At 40.4% G+C, this 21,750-nt stretch carries 21 protein-coding genes; 5 read left to right on the top strand and 16 right to left on the bottom strand.

The window, feature by feature from the left end; all coding sequences use genetic code 11:
• Positions 1-41 precede the first annotated feature (41 nt).
• From QL229_RS19050 to QL229_RS19005, 10 genes are all read right to left on the bottom strand, one after another.
• Positions 42-1,412 (bottom strand): sigma-54 dependent transcriptional regulator, encoded by a 1,371-nt coding sequence (locus tag QL229_RS19050; protein WP_138558291.1) that lies wholly within the window; start codon positions 1,410-1,412, stop codon positions 42-44.
• Complete coding sequence (locus QL229_RS19045) at positions 1,409-3,148, bottom strand: ATP-binding protein (RefSeq protein WP_138558290.1); 1,740 nt, start codon at positions 3,146-3,148, stop codon at positions 1,409-1,411. Before QL229_RS19045 ends, QL229_RS19050 begins: the two co-directional genes overlap by 4 nt.
• 23 nt (positions 3,149-3,171) lie before the next feature.
• Positions 3,172-5,154: a TonB-dependent receptor gene (locus QL229_RS19040; protein WP_138558289.1), complete on the bottom strand. Its 1,983-nt coding sequence runs from the start codon at positions 5,152-5,154 to the stop codon at positions 3,172-3,174.
• A 175-nt stretch (positions 5,155-5,329) separates the two neighbouring features.
• Positions 5,330-5,599: a hypothetical protein gene (locus tag QL229_RS19035; protein WP_138558288.1), complete on the bottom strand. Its 270-nt coding sequence runs from the start codon at positions 5,597-5,599 to the stop codon at positions 5,330-5,332.
• Positions 5,600-5,747: 148 nt separating this feature from the next.
• Positions 5,748-5,999, bottom strand: coding sequence for a hypothetical protein (locus QL229_RS19030; protein ID WP_055021979.1), 252 nt, complete (start codon positions 5,997-5,999; stop codon positions 5,748-5,750).
• A 41-nt stretch (positions 6,000-6,040) separates the two neighbouring features.
• Positions 6,041-6,445, bottom strand: coding sequence for a DUF1761 domain-containing protein (locus tag QL229_RS19025; RefSeq protein WP_135926519.1), 405 nt, complete (start codon positions 6,443-6,445; stop codon positions 6,041-6,043).
• 153 nt (positions 6,446-6,598) lie between these two features.
• Positions 6,599-7,132 (bottom strand): response regulator, encoded by a 534-nt coding sequence (locus QL229_RS19020; protein WP_138558287.1) that lies wholly within the window; start codon positions 7,130-7,132, stop codon positions 6,599-6,601.
• Positions 7,129-8,340 carry an ATP-binding protein gene (locus QL229_RS19015; RefSeq protein ID WP_138558286.1) on the bottom strand — a complete coding sequence of 404 codons (1,212 nt, stop codon included), beginning with the start codon at positions 8,338-8,340 and terminating at the stop codon, positions 7,129-7,131. Before QL229_RS19015 ends, QL229_RS19020 begins: the two co-directional genes overlap by 4 nt.
• Positions 8,341-8,357: 17 nt before the next feature.
• Positions 8,358-8,762 (bottom strand): DUF4440 domain-containing protein, encoded by a 405-nt coding sequence (locus QL229_RS19010; RefSeq protein WP_135926516.1) that lies wholly within the window; start codon positions 8,760-8,762, stop codon positions 8,358-8,360.
• A gap of 8 nt (positions 8,763-8,770) precedes the next feature.
• On the bottom strand, positions 8,771-10,081 hold the full coding sequence (locus QL229_RS19005) for an amidohydrolase family protein (RefSeq protein WP_138558285.1): 1,311 nt from the start codon (positions 10,079-10,081) through the stop codon (positions 8,771-8,773).
• A 151-nt stretch (positions 10,082-10,232) separates the two neighbouring features.
• On the opposite strand from QL229_RS19005, the gene QL229_RS19000 reads away from it, so the two are divergent.
• Both QL229_RS19000 and QL229_RS18995 read left to right on the top strand, forming a co-directional pair.
• Positions 10,233-11,306: a ketoacyl-ACP synthase III gene (locus QL229_RS19000; RefSeq protein WP_138558284.1), complete on the top strand. Its 1,074-nt coding sequence runs from the start codon at positions 10,233-10,235 to the stop codon at positions 11,304-11,306.
• Positions 11,307-11,376: 70 nt separating this feature from the next.
• Positions 11,377-11,763 carry a VOC family protein gene (locus tag QL229_RS18995; RefSeq protein WP_135926513.1) on the top strand — a complete coding sequence of 129 codons (387 nt, stop codon included), beginning with the start codon at positions 11,377-11,379 and terminating at the stop codon, positions 11,761-11,763.
• A gap of 1 nt (position 11,764) precedes the next feature.
• Here the strand turns inward: QL229_RS18995 and QL229_RS18990 are convergent, their stop codons facing one another.
• Entirely contained in the window at positions 11,765-13,126 is a 1,362-nt protein-coding gene (locus tag QL229_RS18990; RefSeq protein ID WP_135926512.1) for a leucyl aminopeptidase family protein, read from the bottom strand.
• Between the two features lie 88 nt (positions 13,127-13,214).
• Positions 13,215-13,625, bottom strand: coding sequence for a hypothetical protein (locus QL229_RS18985; protein ID WP_135926511.1), 411 nt, complete (start codon positions 13,623-13,625; stop codon positions 13,215-13,217).
• Positions 13,626-13,731: 106 nt separating this feature from the next.
• Between QL229_RS18985 and QL229_RS18980 the strand changes: the two genes are divergently transcribed.
• From QL229_RS18980 to QL229_RS18970, 3 genes are all read left to right on the top strand, one after another.
• Complete coding sequence (locus tag QL229_RS18980; RefSeq protein WP_138558283.1) at positions 13,732-13,887, top strand: oxidoreductase-like domain-containing protein; 156 nt, start codon at positions 13,732-13,734, stop codon at positions 13,885-13,887.
• 286 nt (positions 13,888-14,173) lie between these two features.
• Positions 14,174-16,759: a TonB-dependent receptor gene (locus QL229_RS18975; protein WP_135926509.1), complete on the top strand. Its 2,586-nt coding sequence runs from the start codon at positions 14,174-14,176 to the stop codon at positions 16,757-16,759.
• Positions 16,760-16,903: 144 nt separating this feature from the next.
• Positions 16,904-18,388: a sulfotransferase gene (locus QL229_RS18970; protein ID WP_138558282.1), complete on the top strand. Its 1,485-nt coding sequence runs from the start codon at positions 16,904-16,906 to the stop codon at positions 18,386-18,388.
• On the opposite strand, the gene QL229_RS18965 is transcribed toward QL229_RS18970, so the two are convergent.
• The 4 genes from QL229_RS18965 to QL229_RS18950 all read right to left on the bottom strand — a co-directional run bounded on the left by QL229_RS18965 (position 18,321) and on the right by QL229_RS18950 (position 21,660).
• The gene (locus QL229_RS18965; RefSeq protein WP_138558281.1) at positions 18,321-19,223 is read right to left on the bottom strand and encodes an alpha/beta fold hydrolase; all 903 of its coding nucleotides are present in this window, start codon (positions 19,221-19,223) and stop codon (positions 18,321-18,323) included. The two genes, QL229_RS18970 and QL229_RS18965, sit on opposite strands and share 68 nt — an antisense overlap.
• Positions 19,224-20,289: 1,066 nt before the next feature.
• Entirely contained in the window at positions 20,290-20,574 is a 285-nt protein-coding gene (locus QL229_RS18960; protein ID WP_135926506.1) for a hypothetical protein, read from the bottom strand.
• Positions 20,575-20,716: 142 nt separating this feature from the next.
• On the bottom strand, positions 20,717-21,115 hold the full coding sequence (gene fos, locus QL229_RS18955; RefSeq protein ID WP_135926945.1) for a FosG/FosC2-related fosfomycin resistance glutathione transferase: 399 nt from the start codon (positions 21,113-21,115) through the stop codon (positions 20,717-20,719).
• Between the two features lie 125 nt (positions 21,116-21,240).
• On the bottom strand, positions 21,241-21,660 hold the full coding sequence (locus tag QL229_RS18950) for a hypothetical protein (RefSeq protein ID WP_138558990.1): 420 nt from the start codon (positions 21,658-21,660) through the stop codon (positions 21,241-21,243).
• Between the last annotated feature and the right edge of the window lie 90 nt (positions 21,661-21,750).

The raw sequence follows: 21,750 nt of genomic DNA, 5'->3' as shown, positions 1-21,750 counted from the left end.
CCACTTCCACCCATGTGAAGAGTTTAATCTGAGAGGGTTGTTTAGTCTTTGAACATTTCGCGATTAATACCGTATTTGGTCATCTTGTCGTAGAGAGTTTTACGCGCAATTTGTAAGGTGACCATGGTGTCTTTGATGCTACCGTTGTTACGCTCAAGGGCTTCTTCAATGAGTGATTGCTCATAAAAACTAATTTTTTCGGCTAGGCTTAAGTCCTGAGCAAGTTCGTTCTCATTGTTTGATTCGCTGTATGAGGCAAAGGCTAGATCAGAGCCCAGCAATACAGCACGCTCGGCTTGATTTCTAAGCTCTCGCACATTGCCAGGCCAATCATAAGCAAGGAGTCGTTGTTTTGCCTCACTACTCAACGGTGCCGGTGGTTTATGAAAACGTGTAGCCGCTATTGAGCTAAAATGTTTAAAAAGTAATGGAATATCGGCTTTTCTGTCGCGCAATGCCGGAATACTCACTTTTACTAAATTTAGGCGGTAATAGAGATCGGCTCTAAACTCCCCTGCTTCGACCAGTGTCATTAAGTCGACTTTTGTGGCCGCAACTATGCGCACGTCTAAATCAATGGCGTGGTTATCACCTACAGGGGTTACTTTTCGCTCTTCAAGCACCCTCAATAACTTTACTTGTAAGCTTGCAGGTGTTGACTCTATTTCATCTAAAAACACAGTACCGCCTTTAGCAAATTCAAACTTACCTTGGCGAGATTGCGTTGCACCAGTGTAGGCGCCACTGGCTGCACCAAAAAGTTCACTCTCAATAAGTTGCTCAGGGATAGCGCCGCAGTTTATGGCAACAAAATTAGCCCCAGAACGATTACTTTGATCATGCAAGTAACGGGCAACTAACTCTTTGCCTGTGCCTGTTTCACCTTCTATTAAAACATCGGCGGGAGTGTCAATTACCGCATTGAGTAAATGCATCATTTGTTGCATTTGCTCTGTTTCACCTAAAATACGCACACCGGGCGCAGAGGTTTTCTCTACTGCTATTTTTAACGCGCGGTTTTCCATCACTAGAGCACGCTTTTCTGAAGCGCGAGCGATACAATCTAACAACTGCTCTGTTAGAGGCTTTTCAAATAAATCATAAGCGCCAAGCTGCATAGCTTTCACGGCAACAGATACATCAGCAAAGCCGGTAAGAAAAATAACCGGTAACTCGCTATCGAAGGCTTTAACTTGTTCTAAAAATGCCAAGCCATCCATTTTTGGCATGTTTATGTCGCTTAATACAATTCCCTCAAAACGACGACTCAATTTTGAAAGCGCCGCGGTTGGTTCACTAAAACACTGAACTTGATAACCTTCAATCTCAAGGAGTTGCTTTAATGAATCGCGGATCACCGCTTCGTCATCAATAACGATTACCTGATTACAGGTCGCTGCAACTACACTCATGATGGTTCCTTATTTGTTTGTAAGGTTATTATAAATTGTGCGCCGCCTTCAGGGCGGTTGTGCGCAGATAATCGACCGTTAAATGAGTCGATAATTTGCCGTGAAATCGATAAGCCCAAACCCAAGCCATTGCTGGTTTTAGTACTGTAAAATGGCTCAAAGATGTTACCTAACGCGTGTTGATCAATACCCGGGCCAGTATCAAGAATAGAGAGTTTTACGCGGTCATCGAAAAGTTCGAGCTCAAAACTCAATTCGCGTTTTTCAGATTCACTCATTGCTTGGCTGGCATTAGTGATCACATTTACCAATACTTGTTCAAACTTAACGCTGTCAACCCACACGGTTATGTGTGCGTCAATATCAGCGGCTTTCACTTCGATATCGTCTTGTTTTAATTGTGCACTGGCAATCATTAAGGCATTTTTTAACATACTTGCCAGGCTTTGCTGCCTAAGTTGAGTTTGCGCCGGTTTACTAAAATGCTTAAGTTGCGCTACAATCTTATGGACACGCTCTATGAGTGACTGCACTAGCACTAAATTTTCGCTGGCTTGCTCAATATTGCCTTTGATAAGTAACCGTTTTGCACTCACTAAATAAGTATTCATAGCACTTAAAGGCTGATTGATTTCATGATTAATGCCTGCACTTAATTGACCTATCGTTGCAAGTTTGGCTGTTTGGATCAGCGCTTTTTGGGCTTTTTCGAGCGCTTGAGTTCGTTCAATCACTTCTTGCTCAAGGCTGTGTCTTGAAAACAAAAGCTTTTTATAACCAGCAAAACGCACCATCGCCATATGAATTAATACCACCGCAATGGCATAAAACACACAAAACCAGAGGAGCCTTGGGATTTGCGCAAGCTCGACATTCGTCACATCCACCAGCACATTAGCTTTAGCGTTTATAATATCTATTGTTTCTGTCGCACTGATAAAGCGCGCTTCTTTGCCATCAAGTTGAATACTTTGCTGAGCGGTTTTTTCACTTAATGGCTTGTTGGTGTACATAAGCAAACTTGGTTTATGTGATAAGTATCGGCGTGACTTAACCAAAGCGGCCATTTGTTCATCACTTAGTGTATTAAGTGACTTTAAACGCCAATCGGCGACATCCGACATCACAATCACGCTATCTTCTAGCGCGATATAAAAATGGGTGCTGTCTGATGCATTAAGAAGCTGGCGGTCTTGTTCAAACTTTTTAGCATTTACTTTTAAAGTGACAACGGCGATCACTTTGCCCTTCTCTATAACGGGCTCTGAAAAGTAAATCCCCCGCTCACTGGAACGCATACCTAAAGCAAAATAAGCAACTTTTTCACCTTGCTTGGCTAAATAAAAATATGGCCGAAAGGCAAAATTACTGCCCAAAAAGGTGTAATCAACTTGCCAGTTACTACTTGCCACGACCGAGCCTGTTAAATCCATTAAATAAACATCAGATGCACCACTGGCTCGTTGAATATCTTCGAGGTAATAGTTAACAGCCTGTTCGCCAGTACCTTTATTAACCAAAAAAGATTTAACCAAATCATTGGCGCTAACTAAGGTAGGAATAGTTTTAAAGCGGGCTAACTCGCTTGAAAAATAATGACTTAACTGAGTAGCTTGAACACGACTTTGTTGCTCTGCTTGTTGATAATCGTGAGCGCGTCCAAGGTAAAAAACTAACACAAGCAACAATACAAGCATTGCACCTGCAAAAACTAACTTTTTACTTAATGACGACATTCAAACCTTTGAGATAAGCGCAACTAGAAATTGAACTGGTAGTGTAACGATAAATCTTCAGTTGTACCAGCAACTGCGCCATTGTCCATGCGTGGATCAAACACGTTATATTGTTTGCCTAACAGGTTTTCTGCCTTAAGCATTAGCTGGCTTTTGGCATTTAGCTGCCACTTTAAGCTACCGCCTAGCAAGGTATAGGCTGACTGTTTAAAATAGGCACCACTCACCGAGCTCACCTCAACTTTGTCTCGCCACAATACATTTAAACTTAGTTGCCAACTGTCAGATAAGTTATAACTAGTTATTAAGCTTGCAAACCGCTTGAAACTTGCATTAATTGGGTCTTCAAAGTATTGAGTATAGGTGCCTGTTACAGAGAACTCTTTATTTGATTGCCAAGTACCATCAAGTTCAATACCACTGTTTTGGCTATTAAAGGAGTTTGCAAAGGTAAATAAGGCATCATTAGATTGTGTAGGTTCAATGTTTATAAAGTCGTTTAATTCATTATAAAAAAGCACTGCATTAGCTTGTAACTCAGATGTTTGAAAATGCCAAACCAGCTCAGTGGTTTTTACTGACTCAGAGCGAAGTGCCGGGTTGCCTACTGTGACATCATCATTTGAAAAAAGCTCGTTAGTAACAGGTGTTCTGAATGACTCGCCATATTGTAACTTAACGGTATGCTCTGGGTTTATGACATATACACCAGCAAGACGAGGCGAAAGTTTGCTGTCGATGTTGTTCACATCGTCATAGCGTGCTCCAACATATAAAGTAAATGCTTTTGTGTAAGGGATTTTTAGTTGCCCATACGCACTATATGTTTCAAAGGTGTATTTGAGGGCCGCAAACTCAGGAAAATCCATCACAGTAACAATACCCTGCTGATAATAGCTAGGATCTATAATTATCAGACCTGATTGGTCGTCGTAATAACTGGTGCGAACTCCAGCTTCAACTTGCTTAGCCTCTGAGTACTCTACTCCTGCAGCAAGCTGCCATTGATTATTAAATTGATAACTCAACTCAGTTTCAAACTTACTATCTGTAGTTTGCCAAGCTGGGCCAACTAAAAAGTCAGGCATATCATCAAATGCAACGATTAAACCTTCGCTAGAAATATTATGCTCAGTGTATGAATAACTTGAATCAAGCTTTAGCTTATCGTTATTAACCCAGTTATATTTAATGCCAACAAAGGTGTTATCACTAGTATGTTGGTTTTGCTTTGAGTAGCCTGCAAGGTTTAAAAACTCATCGAGTTCTGTTTTGTTGTAACGAGCACTTAGTTTGAGCTTTTTGTAATTGACACCCGCTTCGAGATAAATTGCTTCAAGTGGATCTTTAACCCCTTGCGGATAGCTTTCACCGTCTTTTTGATCATAAGAAAATGTCGCATACACAGCGGTACTGTCATTAACAGTGCGGTTAAACTGCCCTGTTGCCCCATAGCGACCATTATTGCCAACCACGAGTTGCATAGCATTTCGCTCTTTAGAGGTAACAATATTCATCACCCCTAAAAACGCATTACTACCATAAATCGCTGAGCCTGGACCGCGGATAAACTCTATTTTTTCGATGACTTCAATAGGAATATAAGGCATGTAAACAGAGGCTTTGCCAAATGATGACTCATTAACTCGCTCACCATTGATCATCACTAATACATTACCGCTATCAAGATAAACGCCCCGAGCATGGTCTTTAGGCACGGCGCCAACCCAATCTCCACGAGTTGATTGCATACCTGGTACGAAGTTCATTATCTCATACGCATTATCGATACCGAGTGCTTGAATTTGCTTGCGATTAAACACCGTCATAGTAGAAGGAACTGACGACAAGGTCTCAGTAGTTTTAGTTGCCAGATCAACATGTACCTCAAGCAAGTCCTCAAAACTTAAAGAAAATAAGTCTTGTTCTTCAGTTGAATGAGCAACCGAAGAGGTGGTTGAAGCAACTACAATTGAAAAAAGTGCTGAACATCTAAATAGCTTCACGCTGCGAGATACCTGTACTAATAGCCCATGCTGCAAAAGCAACACATTGTTTACACTATTAATACAAAAGATTGGCAAGCTTGCAATGTTTTTATAATTTTAGTTGAAGAGTTCTCGGAAGTAGATACAAAAAAACCCATTTTAAACTAAAAATGGGTTTTAATATGAAGCTTAATTAAGCTGTTTCAATATTACTTGTACGCTTTGCTTTGATGTACTTATATAAACCAATAAGTGACGCTGCTATCCAGAAAATTTCGATAACAAAACTAGCAAGGTTAAAGTTATAACAAAGACTAATCAGCAACAGAATTGCCCCTGTTAAGTTCATCATGTTATACACAAGGCCGGTTGGCGATGCTTTATTCAGTTGTAATAAAAAGAAAGCACCAACCACTAAGAATGTGCCTGTCATGCCAATAATATCAAATAAAAGTGCTATCACGTGCGTGAATCCATTTTGTTCATGTGTTTATACCCATACAACTGGCCCAATCCATGGGGAGGGTTGTTTTCATTCATTGAAACAGCAAACCGGTCAATAGTATCAGAGCATGAGGAATAAACGAGGATAAATGTCCGTATTTTAAAACCTATTTATGCGTCACCTTACCACCGATGATTTTTAGAGCAGGTGCGCCACGGATCATGGTCTCGCGGGCAAATTGACGTTGGCAGTCAGGGCAAATACCTGTTTCATTGGTAAAGTCTTGGCTAATACGCTCAACAAAGCATTTAACCAAGGCCCCTTTTCCACCTTTGCGGTATTTAAATAATTGGCTTTTACATTGTGAGCAAAAAATATCGACTGTTTTAGTTGGACCTTTTTTATTTGGTTTAGCCATTAACTACCCGATTTTACTTCTAAAACGCTGATCCTACCATGTTAAGACCACAGTCCCAAAACAAGGCCAATAAGCGAAAACTGTAATATAGAGTAACTTGCATTCACCAAAAAAAGCTTTAATGGACGCTGCTCAAAAATATAACCAATCCCCAAGGCACAGCTAACCCAACATAAACCAATAATAAAGCCAGTACCTACTGCCACTCCTACATTGACGTGCGAGCCAATGAATAAGGATAAACTAAAGGCGATTATGCAGCATAAAATAAAACTACCACCAAAGACTTTAATTGGATTGATACTTTGTAAATCAAGCTCTGTTAAACCACAGCTTTCCATCCAAATTCGCTTAAATAGCCAAGGTGAGTACCACAGCGCGCCTAGAAGAAATGAGGCAAGGCCAGCAAAAAAAATAGCAAAAAAATTAAGTTCTGAAAAATGCATATTGCAAACTCATACAACGAACAGTACTAATTTGACTGTAGTTAAGGATCTGCGATGCAGCAAACCAAAAAGACTTAGATTTATACCTGTCTACATCAAAATAATACTTTAGGATGTCACTTAACACGCGTTCCCACCAAGGAAACAGCTTATTTATTGTTGAACTGGTTTTTTTTGTAATTTGCGCTGCAAAGTTCGCCTGTGCATATTGAGTTGTCGTGCTGTTTCGGAAATATTGCCATTATTACTATGGAGTACATGTTGAATATGCTCCCATTCTAATCGCTCTGGCGACATAACTTGGCTCGGCTTTGTATCTTCTAATGATGGGTTTGCTTCAGCGTCACCCAATAATGTTTTTAATAATGAATTAAAATCAACAGGTTTTGGTAGGTAGTCGTTAGCACCTAAACGAATTGCTTCAACAGCACTAGCGATACTAGCAAAACCGGTTAATAGCACAATGCGAGCAGTTGGAAACTGTGTTCTTATCGGTTTAATTAAGGTTAAGCCATTGTCGTCACCGAGTTTTAGATCAACCAAATAATGGCTCGCATCAACAGCGTTTAGTTTTTGCATTGCTTGCTCTTTGTTATGGGCAAGCTCACATGCAAAGCCATGTTTTGTAAAACGCCTTGCCAGTGTGGTGGCAAGGTTTACATCATCTTCGATTATTAACAGTTTCATACGATCTTAAGACTTACGGTGGCAATTGCACCCTGCTGTTGGTGATTACATAGCGTTAATGAACCATCTAAACGCTCTAAAGTTACATTTGATAGCAGTACTGCCATACCCATACCGCTTTTGCTTGGCATTAACTGTCCTCCTAATGCGGACATTTGTTGCTCACTAAAACCTGGCCCAAAATCTCTTAAAGAAAGCGACAGTTGTTGGTTATCTATTTGCCAGTTAGCTTCTATAGTATTTTGTTGGTTTTTTATATTCGCCAAAACTGCATTTTGTAACAAGTTCAAAATTGCTGGTAATAACATAGCATCACTCAAAATGGAGCACTGTGGTGCATCATTGAGCCACTGTAAGCTCTGCTCGGGAAAATGCAATGTCATGGCATCTTCAATTGTATGCTGTAATGTTTGAGCGCTGATCACCTTTTGTGTTTCACCGGTTCTTAAGGCATTTGATAGTGCCCTAAAATGTTCAAGCTGCTGTTTACACTGTGCCAATGGCTTAGCCATTTCTTGCACAATGGGATCATCAGCTTGTTGTTCTTGCAACTCTTCAAATAAAAGCTGCAAATTTGCAAGAGGTGTTGCTAATTGATGCGTAACTTGCGCGGCAGCGCCGTCGAGTGTTAATAGCTGCTCATGCCTAAGTTGCTGTTCACGGGCCTTTGCGATAGTAGCTTCTCTGGCCCTTAACGTGCTATTTAATGTGCCAATAACAAATGCGATAACAATGGCGCTGATAACAAAATTAATCCACATGCCAATAAAATGATGAGTCATTTGCATTTGGTGCATGGTGTGTTCAGGCATTTTTATCAATAAAAAGCTATAAGCTGCAATTGCCAGCACTGCGGTATAGGCAAGTCCTTTGGCATTAACAGATACCGCAGCTATCATAATGGGTAACAACAATAACGACACAAACGCGTTAGTTGCCCCACCACTCAATGACAAAAGTATCGTCAAAAACAATAAATCAGCAGTTAACTGCATTAATACAGCAGAAGGTTTCGCTTTTGTTACTTTTCGATAAGCAAATATGCTCAACAGCTGAAAAATAGCTTCAATTAGAATAACGGATAGTAAAGGCAGTAAGGCAATTTGATGTTCAAATAAGAAGTACACAACCATTACAGCAATAAATTGCACTGCAATTGCGGCACTTCTTAACACCAGTAAGCGGCTAAGAGCCGGATCAGTTTGCATAGCAGAGGTGTTAATGATTATTCATCATCCATAGAAATTGTAAAAACAGCACATGGCGTGCCTTGATGAAACACCATTTGCCATTGTTTACCGTTAAAACGCCACAATGACATACGAATTGAATAGTTAAATTCTGAGCGAGCAGAACGTCTAAAGGCCGCCTGATAGCTCAATTGCGCTATGTTATCGCTTAGCATACGGCCTTTAAAATGTTGATTGTAAAACTGCGGTACCACCTCAGTCGGCAAACGGGTTAATACTTGGAACTTATTAAAAGACGTGCCATCTGCTGCAATTTCGATGAAGTCATCATCTAGCAAAGCATCAAGTGCTTCTGCAGATTGTCTTACCTCAGGCTCTAACAGCTGCCTTTCGGCATCAATCAAATGATTAAATAAAGTTTCTTTAATTTTGCCGCCCATAGTAACCCTTACTGTTTGAGCACTTTACCGCCCTTCATAACAAAGTTAACTTGTCTAAGTTCACTAATGTTATCAAGCACATTCATATTAACGCTGATAATATCTGCTTGTTTACCAACACTCAAGTCACCGAGGTTATCACTTTGGCCTAATAGTTTAGCAGCTTCAACAGTTGCGGACTTAATTGCCTCTTTAGGTGTCATACCGTATTTAACCAGTAATTCAAATTCTTTGGCATTATCACCATGCTTAGACACCCCTGAATCAGTACCAAAAGCAATTTTCACGTTATTTTTAAGCGCTAACTTAAACGATGCTTCCATCTTAGGCGCTACAACTTCGACTTTATCAGCAATTGCTTTTGGCATATTTGGGTTATTCTGCACTTCTTCTTTTACTGTAGCACCAGCAAGTAAAGTTGGGACTAAATAAGCATCTTGCTTTTTAAATAATTTAACGGTTTCTTTATCTAAAAATGAACCATGTTCTATTGAATCAACCCCAGCTCTGAGTGCCGCTTTTATACCTTCTGTGCCATGAGCATGGGCCGTTACCTTGCGACCTAAATGATGAGCCGTGTTAACAATGGCACTGAGCTCTTCATCAGTAAATTGTTGATTCACACCCGCAGCAGTATTACTCAACACACCACCTGTCGCGGTAATTTTAATCACATCGGCACCACTTTTGATAACATCACGTACCGCACGAGTACAATCATCAGCACCATCACACACACCCAAGCCACCGCCTTGTGTTGCTTTGGTAATATCACGACGATAGCCATGCATGTCACCGTGACCACCGGTCGGTGTGATCATGTCTCCTGCAGCAAAAATACGCGGACCAACAATGTCGCCACGTTCAACAGCTCGTCTTAATGGGAAGATCACTTTATAGCTGCTACCAAGGTCGCGCACAGAAGTAAAACCGGCATCGACTGTGTGCTGTAAATATTTTAGAGAACGAAGTGCATAATCTGCTTCGTATTCAGTTGCCCATTGGTGTGGGTTACGCTTTGCATCACGCTCAAAGGTAACATGAACGTGCATATCAATCAGGCCTGGTAAAACCATCTGATTTTTTAAATCAATAACATCTGCATTACTAAGGTTTAACTGCTGTTTTGTTAAATAGCCTGCTTTAATTGCAGTAATTTTGTTATCGTCAATAACCAGTGTTTGCTGCTCTTTGGCATCTTGCTCAGTGCCTACCAGCATTTTTCCAGCGTGAATAATGGTGGTTTGTGCATTAACCGTAAACGAAGATAATAAGGACAGTACCGATAATGTGCTTATTTTTAAGTTTATTTTTTTCATAATCGCCTCTTTTTTATACTAGGTTTAACTTAAATATCGAACAAATGCCATTATTTACGACGCAGTAAAGCGTTAAGCTAGTGTTGAGAGGTGATTTTTGGTATAACTTTGAAAAATTTTAACAAGTCTGACCACATAAAGAGAACACATTATGTCTTATGCCCAAATTACTGGCTGGGGTAAATGTATACCACCCGCTAGCATTAGCAACGATGAAATAAGTAACATTGTTGATACCAACGATGAATGGATCACTACACGTACAGGCATTAAATCTCGCCGTGTCAGCCATGTTTCTACTGCTGAACTTGCTACTGTTGCTGCAAAACATGCTCTAGCTTGTGCTGGCGTTGACGGCAAAGACATAGACTTAGTGTTATTAGCAACCTGTACACCATCAACGATGGTGGCAAATACTGCTTCATTAGTGCAAAAAAACATTGGCGCTGTTGGCGCTGCAGCAATGGATACTAACGCTGCATGTTCAGGCTTTTTATACGCTTTACAAGCTGCCACAGCACAAATTCGTGCCGGTATGATTAAAAAGGCCGTGGTTATTGCTGCTGAGCGCATGACTTGGTATGTCAACTGGTCACGTCGAGACAGTGCTGTACTGTTTGGTGATGGTGCGGGTGCCGTTGTGTTAGAAGCCTCAGATACGCCATCAGGCTTACTTGCGACTAAAACAGGCTGTGATAGTGAAGACCGCGATATCCTGCATATTGAGAACTTTGGTAGCGATTTAAATAAATATGAGCCAATTGGTCCATCAAATTTATTATTTGAAGGTCGTGAGATATTTAAGCGTGCAGTTAAAGGCATGAGTGAAGCCTGTGATGACGTGCTAAACCAAGCGCAATTGCAACTTGATGATATTGATGTATTAGTTCCTCACCAAGCTAATTTACGTATCATCCAAGCCATTCAGCAACGCTTAAAAGTAGCTGACGACAAAGTCATGGTGAACATTGCCGATTACGGTAATACGTCTGCAGCGACAATTGCAATTGCAATTTGTGAAGCTGTTGAGCAAGGCCTCATCAAGCCTAACTCAAACATTATGTCAGCAGCCTTTGGTGCTGGTTTAACTTGGGCTGCAAGTTATATTAAATGGGGCGATCGTGTGACACCAATTGCGGTATCTGATGCTGCTCTACCTGAGTGTGATAAAACAGGTCTTGAACTTGTTGCACCAGCTGTTGCGGCATGTAAAGCGGCAGAGTAATACCCTACACTCATTAATAGAAAAGCGCGGCTTAGTCCGCGTTTTTTTATGAGCATAAAAGGATTAGACCATGGAGTTATTAGGCATACATCACGCTGCAATCATCTGTAGCAACTATGAAAAGTCAAAGCACTTCTATAGTGAAGTTTTAAAACTGCCGATTATTCACGAACTATACCGCGCTGAACGTGACTCGTATAAATTAGATTTAGCGCTTCCTGATGGCAGCCAATTAGAGTTGTTTTCGTTTCCTGGCGCGCCACAAAGACCAAGCTACCCAGAAGCTCAAGGACTTCGCCATTTAGCGTTTAAAGTTGCCGATATTGCAAAATCAAAACACTATTTAGAAACACAAGGTATTAGCGTAGAAGAAATAAGAGTGGATGAAATCACCGGGAAGCAATTTACATTTTTTGCCGATCCCGATGATTTACCGTTAGAGCTATATCAACTCTAAATTATTGAAAACGATCTTGTAGATAATTAAACACGGCACGAATGCCCAATGCTTCACCGCCTGCTGGACGACCCGGCAATGAACGAACGTTCCAAGCCATCACATCAAAGTGAACCCAAGGCGTGCTTGGTTCAATAAACTCTTTTAAGTAAAGCGCGGCAGTGATTGCACCACCAAATGGCGTTGAAGCACAATTGGCGATATCTGCTACATCACTTTTTAATAATGCTTTGTATTGATCAAATAAAGGAAGTTGCCAAACAGGGTCATGACAGCTTTCGCCTGCATCTATTAATTTGTTCGCAACATCACGATTATTGGCGAAAAAGCCCGGTAATTCAGTACCTAATGCTACTCTACAAGCGCCTGTTAGGGTTGCAAAGTCTACGATTAGATCTGGATTATCGTTTTGTGCTTCAGCAAGTGCATCACACAGAACTAAACGGCCTTCGGCATCGGTGTTATCAATTTCAACAGTGATCCCTTTACGTGTTTTGATCACATCACCTGGTCTAAATGCATTTCTAGAAACCGCATTTTCAACCGCAGGTACCAATACACGTAAGCGAATTGGTAAGTTGGCAGCCATAATTAACTGTGCAAGGCCAATAACATGCGCGGCACCGCCCATGTCTTTTTTCATGTTACGCATGCCAGAACTTGGTTTTAAATCTAAACCGCCAGAATCAAAGCAAACACCCTTACCAACTAAGGTAATCTGCGGAGCATCTTTTGCACCCCAACGTAAATCAAGTAAACGCGGTTTGTTTTCCGAAGCACGACCAACCATGTGAATCGTTGGGTAATTTTGCTCTAATAATTCATCACCCACCCATTCGCTGAACTCACCATCAAAGGTGTCAGCTAAATCAGCCATCACTTGTGATAAATGTTGTGGCATCATATCTGCAGCAGGTGTATTGACTAAATCACGCACTAAATTAATTGCGCTGGCATGCTCAGTTAAACGCTTAACTAGGCTCTCATCAGCAATAGCAAGCTGCGCTCGCGGTGAAGCTTTTTCTTTATATTCACTAAACTCGTACCCACCTAACACAAAACCAAGTGCAACTTGCTCAACGAAAGTGTCATCACCCTGGATTTGATAGCAACCTGCAGGAAGCTTCGTAGATAGGTCGCCTGCTAACCAAAAGTCATTAAGATCATTGACTAAGCAATAAACATGCTCCAATGAACCCGACTCACTATCAGCAATAAGGGCAATGCCTTTATTTTTAAAATCACAGTTTGATAACCAGTTTTGAAGTGATTGTGGTTGCTCAGTTAACCAATCGGTAAGATTTGCTTTTGCAATAAAAGAAAGGGGAATACCCGTTGAAGAATGGCGAATTAATGCACTCATTAAACGACTCGTTATAAAGAAAAGATAACTAAGCATACCAATATCTTGGTACAAAAGGTATAGGCAAAATCAGATTGCCAAACCCAAATCAGTGTTTGTTTTGCTTCTCTTTTTCTTCTTTTTCGACTTGTTGGTCTAGCTCTTTAAGTGACTTATTAATATTGAATGAACTTGGTAATACATCAACACCAACCCACTGCCCTAACTTAACAACAAGGGGGATGGTAATGGGTGCAAATGGCAATACAGCAAATACACCCAAACCTAAGCCTTTCAAGATATCTAAGAATTGTTCATTAGCAGTATGTAACTCTTCTTTACTAGCTAGGCCTTGAGTGTACCGCCTATATATATGAAGCATTTCTTTGGTTTCTTGCTTTTCTTGAGCAAGCGCGATTTTAAGTGCTACCATAGCGCGCTTAAAACGTAATGTTTGACGCTTTTTGGTAATTTTGGCTACTCTGAATGGAGCCCTATGAATAACTTTGTATAATCGCATTTAGGTATTTTCACACAGCATACGAAGTTCACAAAGCATAATTTACTTATATTAGTTTTTGACTTATCCTTAGCACTCTATTATTAATTATTTTTCATTAATTCAAATGAATCAAAAACAACTAAAGGACGAGCAAAAACCAACAAAGCCCGCTTCTGATGAATGTTGCGGTGGTGGTAGCTGTTGCCCATGCGTGTGGGATGAATACAAAGAAAAGCTTCAACAGTGGCAACTACTGAACGATAAGCAACAAACAAAATAGACCGTTCCAATTCCTTTTTTGCCTACATTTCACTCAAAACTTTCTGTTTTTAAAATTTTTTTAGATATTTTATATAAATTTTCACAAAAAAATGAATCGCAAAGAATAAATTATCCCCTTAAAATTCATATACATAATCCAAATAAAGTGAATACCAGAATAACCAACACAACCAAAACAACATTAAATTAACAATTTGCAAATTATTTTCACAGTCTGTATAAGTTATTTACACCAATTTAGAGTTGGTGACCTAATCATAACTATTCTAACTGGGGAAGTCAGAATGAAATTCAAAAATAGCGCGCTGCAACAAGCAATTAAATTTGCTTTAGCAACAACAACTGCAGGTCTGTTTGTATCTGGATCTGTAATTGCGGCAGAAGAAGCAACTGAAGAAACAAAGGTTAATAAAAATGTAGAGAAGATTGCGGTAGTTGGTACCCGCTCTGCACCTCGCTCAATCGGTGACTCACCGGTACCAATCGATATCATCGGTGGTGAAGAGCTAGACAAAGGTGGTAACACCGATATGCTTGAGCTACTAAAAGGCTCTGTACCATCTTTTAACGTTCACCAAAACCCAATCAGTGATGCTGCATCACTTGTTCGTCCAGCAAACTTACGTGGTCTTCCTTCTGACAGTACACTTGTGCTTGTTAACGGTAAACGCCGTCACCGTGCATCAGTAATCGCTTTCTTAGGTGGTGGTATCAATGATGGTGCTCAGGGTGCCGATATCTCAGTTATTCCAAGCATTGCCTTAAAGCAAGTTGAAGTACTTCGTGATGGTGCAGCAGCTCAATACGGTTCTGATGCAATCGCCGGTGTAATGAACTTTGTATTAAAAGATGCCTCTGAAGGTGGCTCTTTCGAAATTCGTCAAGGCGAATACTATGAAGGCGATGGCGATACAACGCAAATTTCAGGTAACGTGGGCTTACCATTTACCGATAGCGGCTTTGCTAACTTAAGCTTCCAATATAAAACAGCTGACGCGACAAGCCGTTCAGTTCAACGCCCAGATGCTGCTGCACTTAACGCAGCGGGTGTACCAGAAGTATCTTCTCTTGCGCAAGTTTGGGGTGCACCTGAGGTTGATGACGATATCTCGATCTTCGGTAACATCGGTTTAGATATAAGCAACACAGCGCAATTCTATATGTTTGGTAACTACTCTGAGCGTGATGTACGTGGTGGTTTCTACTATCGTAACCCACATACTCGTCCGGGTGTTTATTCAAATGATGGCGGTGAAACACTACTTGTTGGTGATTTAACTGGCGATATGAGCGGTAACTGTCCTACCGATATCATGATTGATGATAACGTTTTAGATAACCAAAGATACATCGATCTAGTTGCTAACAACCCAGATTGTTTTGCGTTTAACGAAATGCTTCCGGGCGGTTTTACTCCTAACTTCGGTGGTAACATCACAGATACTGCATTAACAATTGGTACTAAAGGTGAAATCACTTCTGGTTTCCTTGAAGGTGCTTACTATGACTTAAGCGGTACAGTAGGTTACAACGAATCACGCTATTTCATTTATGACACAATCAATGCATCATTAGGCCCAGACAGCCCGCGTGACTTTAGCCCTGGTAAGTACTCACAATTAGAGAAAAACTTTAACGCTGATTTATCAAAAGGTTTTGACTTTGGTTTAGCGTATGACGTTAACGTTGCAGGTGGTCTTGAATGGCACGAAGAAACGTTTACAGTTGTATCTGGCGACGTAGCTTCATTTACTGCGGGCCCACTAACAGAGCAAGGTTTTGGTATCGGTTCAAATGGTTTCCCTGGTTTCAAACCATCTGATGCAGGCGAATATACACGTCGTAACTATGCAGCGTACGTTGATGTTGAAGCACCATTCACTGACGACTTCCTAATGGGCTTAGCGCTACGTTATGAAGATTACGATACATTCGGTTCAACAACTAACTATAAGTTAACAGCTCAATACCACTTAACTGAAGACCTGAATATTCGTGGTTCAATCAGTACTGGTTTCCGTGCTCCTACAGTTGGTCAAGCTAACGTAAGTAACGTACAAACTAACTTAAGCAGCGGTGTTCTAGTTGACTCAGCACTATTACCACCAACAAACCCAATTGCTGTGCAATTAGGTGGTACAGAACTTCAACCTGAAGAATCGCAAAGCTACACTTTTGGTGCTGTATGGACAATTGGCGACTTATTCTTCACTATTGATTACTACAACATCCAAGTTGATGATCGTATCAGTCAATCAGACAAAATTGAGTTGAGCCAAGCAGACAAAGACACGCTTGAAGCGGCTGGTGTACCAAACGTACAAAACTTAGCGCAAGTAAGCTTCTTCACAAATGACTTTGATACAACAACACAAGGTGTTGACGCTGTTGCAAACTATTCAACTGAATTATTAGGTGGTAGTTCAACATTCAGCTTAGCGTATAACTGGAACGACACTGAAGTAACTAAGTCGAGCCCAATTACAGGTGAATTTAAAGTAAGCCGTTTAGAAAATGACTTACCAAATCACCGTGCAACGCTTAGCTGGGCACAACAGTGGGAGAACTTCTCTGCATTTACACGTGTTAACTACTATGGCGAATACCAAGGCGTTCACGTAGATTACGATGCAACAGCTAAAACAGCTGATGCAGCAGTAACAATTGATGCAGAAGTTACTTACTTCCTAACTGAAGAAATTAGCTTGTCAGTTGGTGCGACAAACTTATTCGACCAAGAAGCAGAAAAGCTTGATTTCTTCGACCGTACTGGCATCCCTAATAACAACTGGGGTGGTAAATACTACGAGACTTCACCATATGGTATTAACGGTGGCTTCTATTACGTGAAAGCAACATATACTTTCTAAATAGAGGTGCTTTCTAGGTTGAGAGATCAACCTAGAGAGTCTATACCCCAGACTTTTCTGGATATTTATAGTTAATCAAGGCGAAAGACATTTCGCCTTTTTCGTTTTATAGTAAATAAAAATAATAAACATCGCCCCATCATTATGCTGTTAGAAAAAGCGAATCAACTACTTGCTGAAAACAAACTAAAAGAAGCAGAGTTTCATTTTAAAACGATTCTTGATGCTGAACCCGAAAATGGCGAAGCATTATTTGGTTTAGGGCGAATCGCTCTGCGCCTAGAACGCTATGATGCGGCAGTATATCTATTACAGCGAGCTTGCGAGCGACTGCCGCACATGCTCGAGCCACTGCATGCCTTAGCGGATGCTTTTAATGGCGTTCACTCACCGCAAGATGCAGTGACTGTACTTGAATACGCAAAATCAATTGCCAGCCATAACCCTGAACCACATTATTACTTAGCCCAACACTATTTGACTTATGGCGAACTCGATAAAGCCTATAACACCTTAAAACATGCGCTAACTATGGGTAACTACCCTGTAAAAGCTTATATTTTATTTGAGTTGGTACAGTTTGCTCGGTTTAACAACGAACAAAACTATATAAACGAACTCCACCACTTCTTAACGTTGACCGATAACGTCCGCTTAAAAATGGTCTGTTACTACGCCCTCGGCAAGAGTTACGATGTACTTGGTGATACACAACAGGCGTTTGATTATTACAAGCTTGCAAATAAGTTTCAGTCTAAATTGACGCAATTTAAAACCGCTGAGCTAGTTCCATTTTATCAACGTGTTATTGAACAAAGTCACGCCCAATTAATTGCCTCACGCGATAAAACTTTTAAAGGGACAGTTACACCAATATTCATAATTGGTATGCCACGTAGCGGCTCTACCCTCATAGAGCAAATGCTAACAAGTCATAGTGACTTTGCGAGCCTCGGAGAAGATGCCAGTATCAGTAATCAGGTTGTTGCTTATATTGAACAAAAAACTCAGCGCCCCTACCCTGATTGCTTAGCTGAATTAGATCAAGGGCTCATCAACACAGCCCGAAATATTTATATTGAACGCTTAAAGCAAGCACCAGTGGTGCGCCCCTTTATGATCAATAAGCTACCTTCAAACTATCAATCACTTGGGCTAATTTATTTATTGTTTCCAAACGCTAAATTCATCAATATGCAACGGGATTACAATGCCATTGCTTGGTCGGTGTTTAGCAACTACTTCGCAGAAAATGAGCCCTACTTTTGTTCTCTACCCGAGTTTAAACAATACTATGATTTATATCAGCAGTTAATGGCACATTGGCACAACGTAATGCCAGAAGCTATTTTTGATTTAAGCTATGAGGAACTAGTGAGTGAAAGCGAACAAACATTAACAGCATTGTGTAAATTCTTAAACATTGAGTATAACAAGCAATTTTTAAATTTTTATAAATCGAAAAAGCCAGTGGCAACGCTCAGTAAAACGGCTGTAAGACAGCCGCTTAACGACAAAGCAATTGATAAATATAAACGCTACGAGAGCGCTATACACACGCTTATGAATGAGCCTCAAACCAGTTCAGCAGATCAACAAACTGATCAAAACGCGCCTGTGGGTGAGTAAGCATATTAATGTGATCATAATCGACCTTATGGCCAAACTTACGGCCATAAATGGTCATGGTTTGCTTGCCAGTGCCTGACTCTTCCATAAATTTTGCAATATCAATTGGCTGACATAGTGCTTTATCTTTGATACCCGCAACGTGCATGATAGGTGGTAGCGCTTTATCGGCTAATGCTTTGGCGTAATCAAAGCCATCATCGGTGTCGACCCAAGGTTTACGTTTAGCCCATTGCATGCTTTGGTAATGCGATTTACGGGTTTCATCATCACTGCCCCACTTCAGCTTTTTAGCCGGAACAAAGCCATGCTTACGGGCAACTAAGGGTGCCAAGCCATACCAAATTATATTACCTTGAATATACTTGCTCGGATGATGATTATACAAAGACCGTTTAGAACCAAAATAGCCGCAAGCTTTCACATCATCAATCAATTCAGGAAAACGGGCAAACACACTGTTCATCAACACCCCGCCCCATGAGTGAGCAACCCAATAACGGGCAGGCTCGCCTTCAAGCTGTTTAATTTTATCTAGAAATGCAGGAATATCTTCTAAAATAGCCTCAGTCTGACCATACTTTGCATGCTTTGAAATCGCAGGTTTACTCTCACCACGACCGCGTAAATCAGCTACATAGCATACATAACCATGCTCAGCTAAAAATGGCGCCAAGCCTTTATTGCTGTGGGTGTAAAAGATTTTGCCATTTTCAACGGCACCATGCATAAAAAACACCGCAGGGCCTTTCGCATCAGTCTTACTGATACGACGTAAATGTAGAGTTTGGCTTTCGGCGAGTTTAATAAACACCGATTCTTGTTTAATCGTCACGTTTGACCTTTTTATTCTTATAGACTCATCGTACCAGTATTAAGTTACGCCAGTCTATTCAGCAAAGCAAGTTTTGGCGTGGCGATTGCCATTCAAAATGAGAATCTCAGGCACGATGAGATTTTGACTAAATTGTAACTCCAATGCAGGGCCATTATTCATTGATATTAGAAGTTCTAGTTACAGAAGCCTTTGGCTAAATGATCACTAACGAAAAGCTATGAAATGGTGCTGAAAAAGTTTGTTTGATGATTTCTATGATTTCGGGGCTAATGTCTTTATAGATAAAGATACAAAATTTAATGTAGGAAACACCGAATAAACGCGAGGGCATGTCTAACCAACAAACATTTTTCGTGGGCTTCACTTATAAGTTCTAGCAATCATGATGCACAATAAAGTTGGCATTATATGCTTTATTGCTTGCTTTATTAGGCATTATTTAGGTTTATTAATATCTTTAAGCTATCAAAGTTTGGTATTTCCTTTACTAACCAGGAACGATTATTTCTGACGGAAAACTGGACTTCCCAGCTTTCACTAGTAGGATTTAAGACCTTCATCAATATTATGAAACAATGGAGCATTGAACCGAAAAATCAAAATGTATTTTAGGCCTAGATATTCTAAACATACTGAATGAGAAAGCTTCTGGATTTAAAATAAACTTACCGGAGCCTTTTTAATTCGAACTTCTCATCGCATCCGAATATACAAATCAATACGAATTATTTTCCGTCCAGTACATCAAGCAAATACCCTTCGGGCTATGGTACCAAGAATGTAGAGAAGCAACGTGTGCACACAAAGATTTTGATGAAGGTCGTTCCGTAACAAAACGCTCAAGAGGGAACCTCAATGTTTAGCTACCTCTGAAGAATAGATCCTTAGAGCATTTACGTTAACTCGCTTTGTGGCAGTTATATTTATAACCCATCTTTGGACAAAAACACGTTAGAGTATTTAATCAATAACGCCCACAATAAGGGGCTGATTAATAGTTTGCTAAAATGTGATGCGGAGAGGAACCGAGCAAACTTTTAGCAGTCCCGCTTTATTTGCCTTGTTATGTTGCTATTTTAAACCGCTCGTATTTTGTAGCATGTTCAGGTCGGTTCATTAAGTTTGCGGCATTAATCATATGCTCCCAAAACAAAACACCAGGGCTGATGTTGTTTTCCATTACACCATCTAATTCTTCCATAGCCAAACGAAGCTCGTTTACTGATAAGTAATGTAAAAAATCTTCTTTACTGTAACCAAAATCAGACTCTTTAATATCTGAGGGCAAAAGTTTATACGCGGCTAGTAACTCTTCTGATATTAGCTTCCACTTCTCAGTAGTACTCATAACTCTCCTAGCAACATAACGCCCTTGCTAAGTGGCTGACAACGCATAGCTACTCTACTTGAACAAACCACCGTAAACACTGTATCAAACTAGAATCAAAATTGCCGAGCGTTGACAGTCCATCTTGAGCAGTTTGTTATGTTTAAAGCCAAACAAGCCCACTATATGGTTTCGTTCTTAGAGATTCTAACCTGCTTTCCAGCGAACCTGAATGTATCTCTAGCTTGTGGCCATCAGGGTCTAAAATGTACAGTGATTGCCCTTCACTTTTGTTCTCTTTCCAAACATCTACCCCCAATGAAACGATGCGCTTCGCAAAGGCGTCAAATTCTTCAGATGCAATATCAAAAGCGACGTGGGTATAGTCGGCTTTTAGGCAAGGTTCATCGAGTGAAAGACAAAACCAGAGTTCACCTACAGATAAGTAAGCTCCCTTGTCCCATTTAGCATGAGCAGTGAACCCCAAAATATCTCTATAAAACTCAAGAGAGGATTCCAAGTCACTAACTGCAATAGTGATATGATTTAGTCCTAAAATCACCGCTTTCTCCATTAAACATAACGCCCGCATAATGGGCGGATAAAGCTTGGCTAAAATCGCGAAGAATGAGCGCCAGCCAAACTTTAGACGTCCATTTTTAATGCGCTTGTTAGGTGTACTTACACTCAAATGTTTTGTGTATATGCATTAATACCAATTAATTCGGAAACACCATTACCCGATTTTAAAGCGAAATTTATTGAAGAAACAAACATATCCAATGATAAAACTTCAAATTGAACCGTAAATTTTGCTGAATTCGATTCGCCATCTGAAACTGAAATAAATACAGCAGTATGGCCAGCAGAATCGATGCAATAAAACTTAAGAAAACAGTGTCCATAAGATGAGCCGACTTCACCTACTTCGAAGATTATTTCATCCGAATTAGACTTGGGAAAACTAGACAAATTTTCTGCGAGATCACGCAGCGATTGAGCATTAAAATACTGCTCCGTTTCTCCTGCGAATCGCTCATTGCATGCCTTAACCCATATTTTGGATGGATCATCTTGCAAAAACTCGAGCTCTAATCTGGGTTGCATCTATATGTACACCTAACATTTTAGTATTTATGCGACACGCAGTTTGTGTTGCATAATCGCTTGTTGGACTGAGCCGCTACCTACTCGGTG

The sequence above is a fragment of the Pseudoalteromonas sp. PAR1 genome, from assembly GCF_947311895.1.
Classification (GTDB): domain Bacteria; phylum Pseudomonadota; class Gammaproteobacteria; order Enterobacterales; family Alteromonadaceae; genus Pseudoalteromonas; species Pseudoalteromonas lipolytica_C.
The sequence above is the reverse complement of the archived record's forward strand: the minus strand, read 5'-3'. Positions and strand labels throughout refer to the sequence as shown.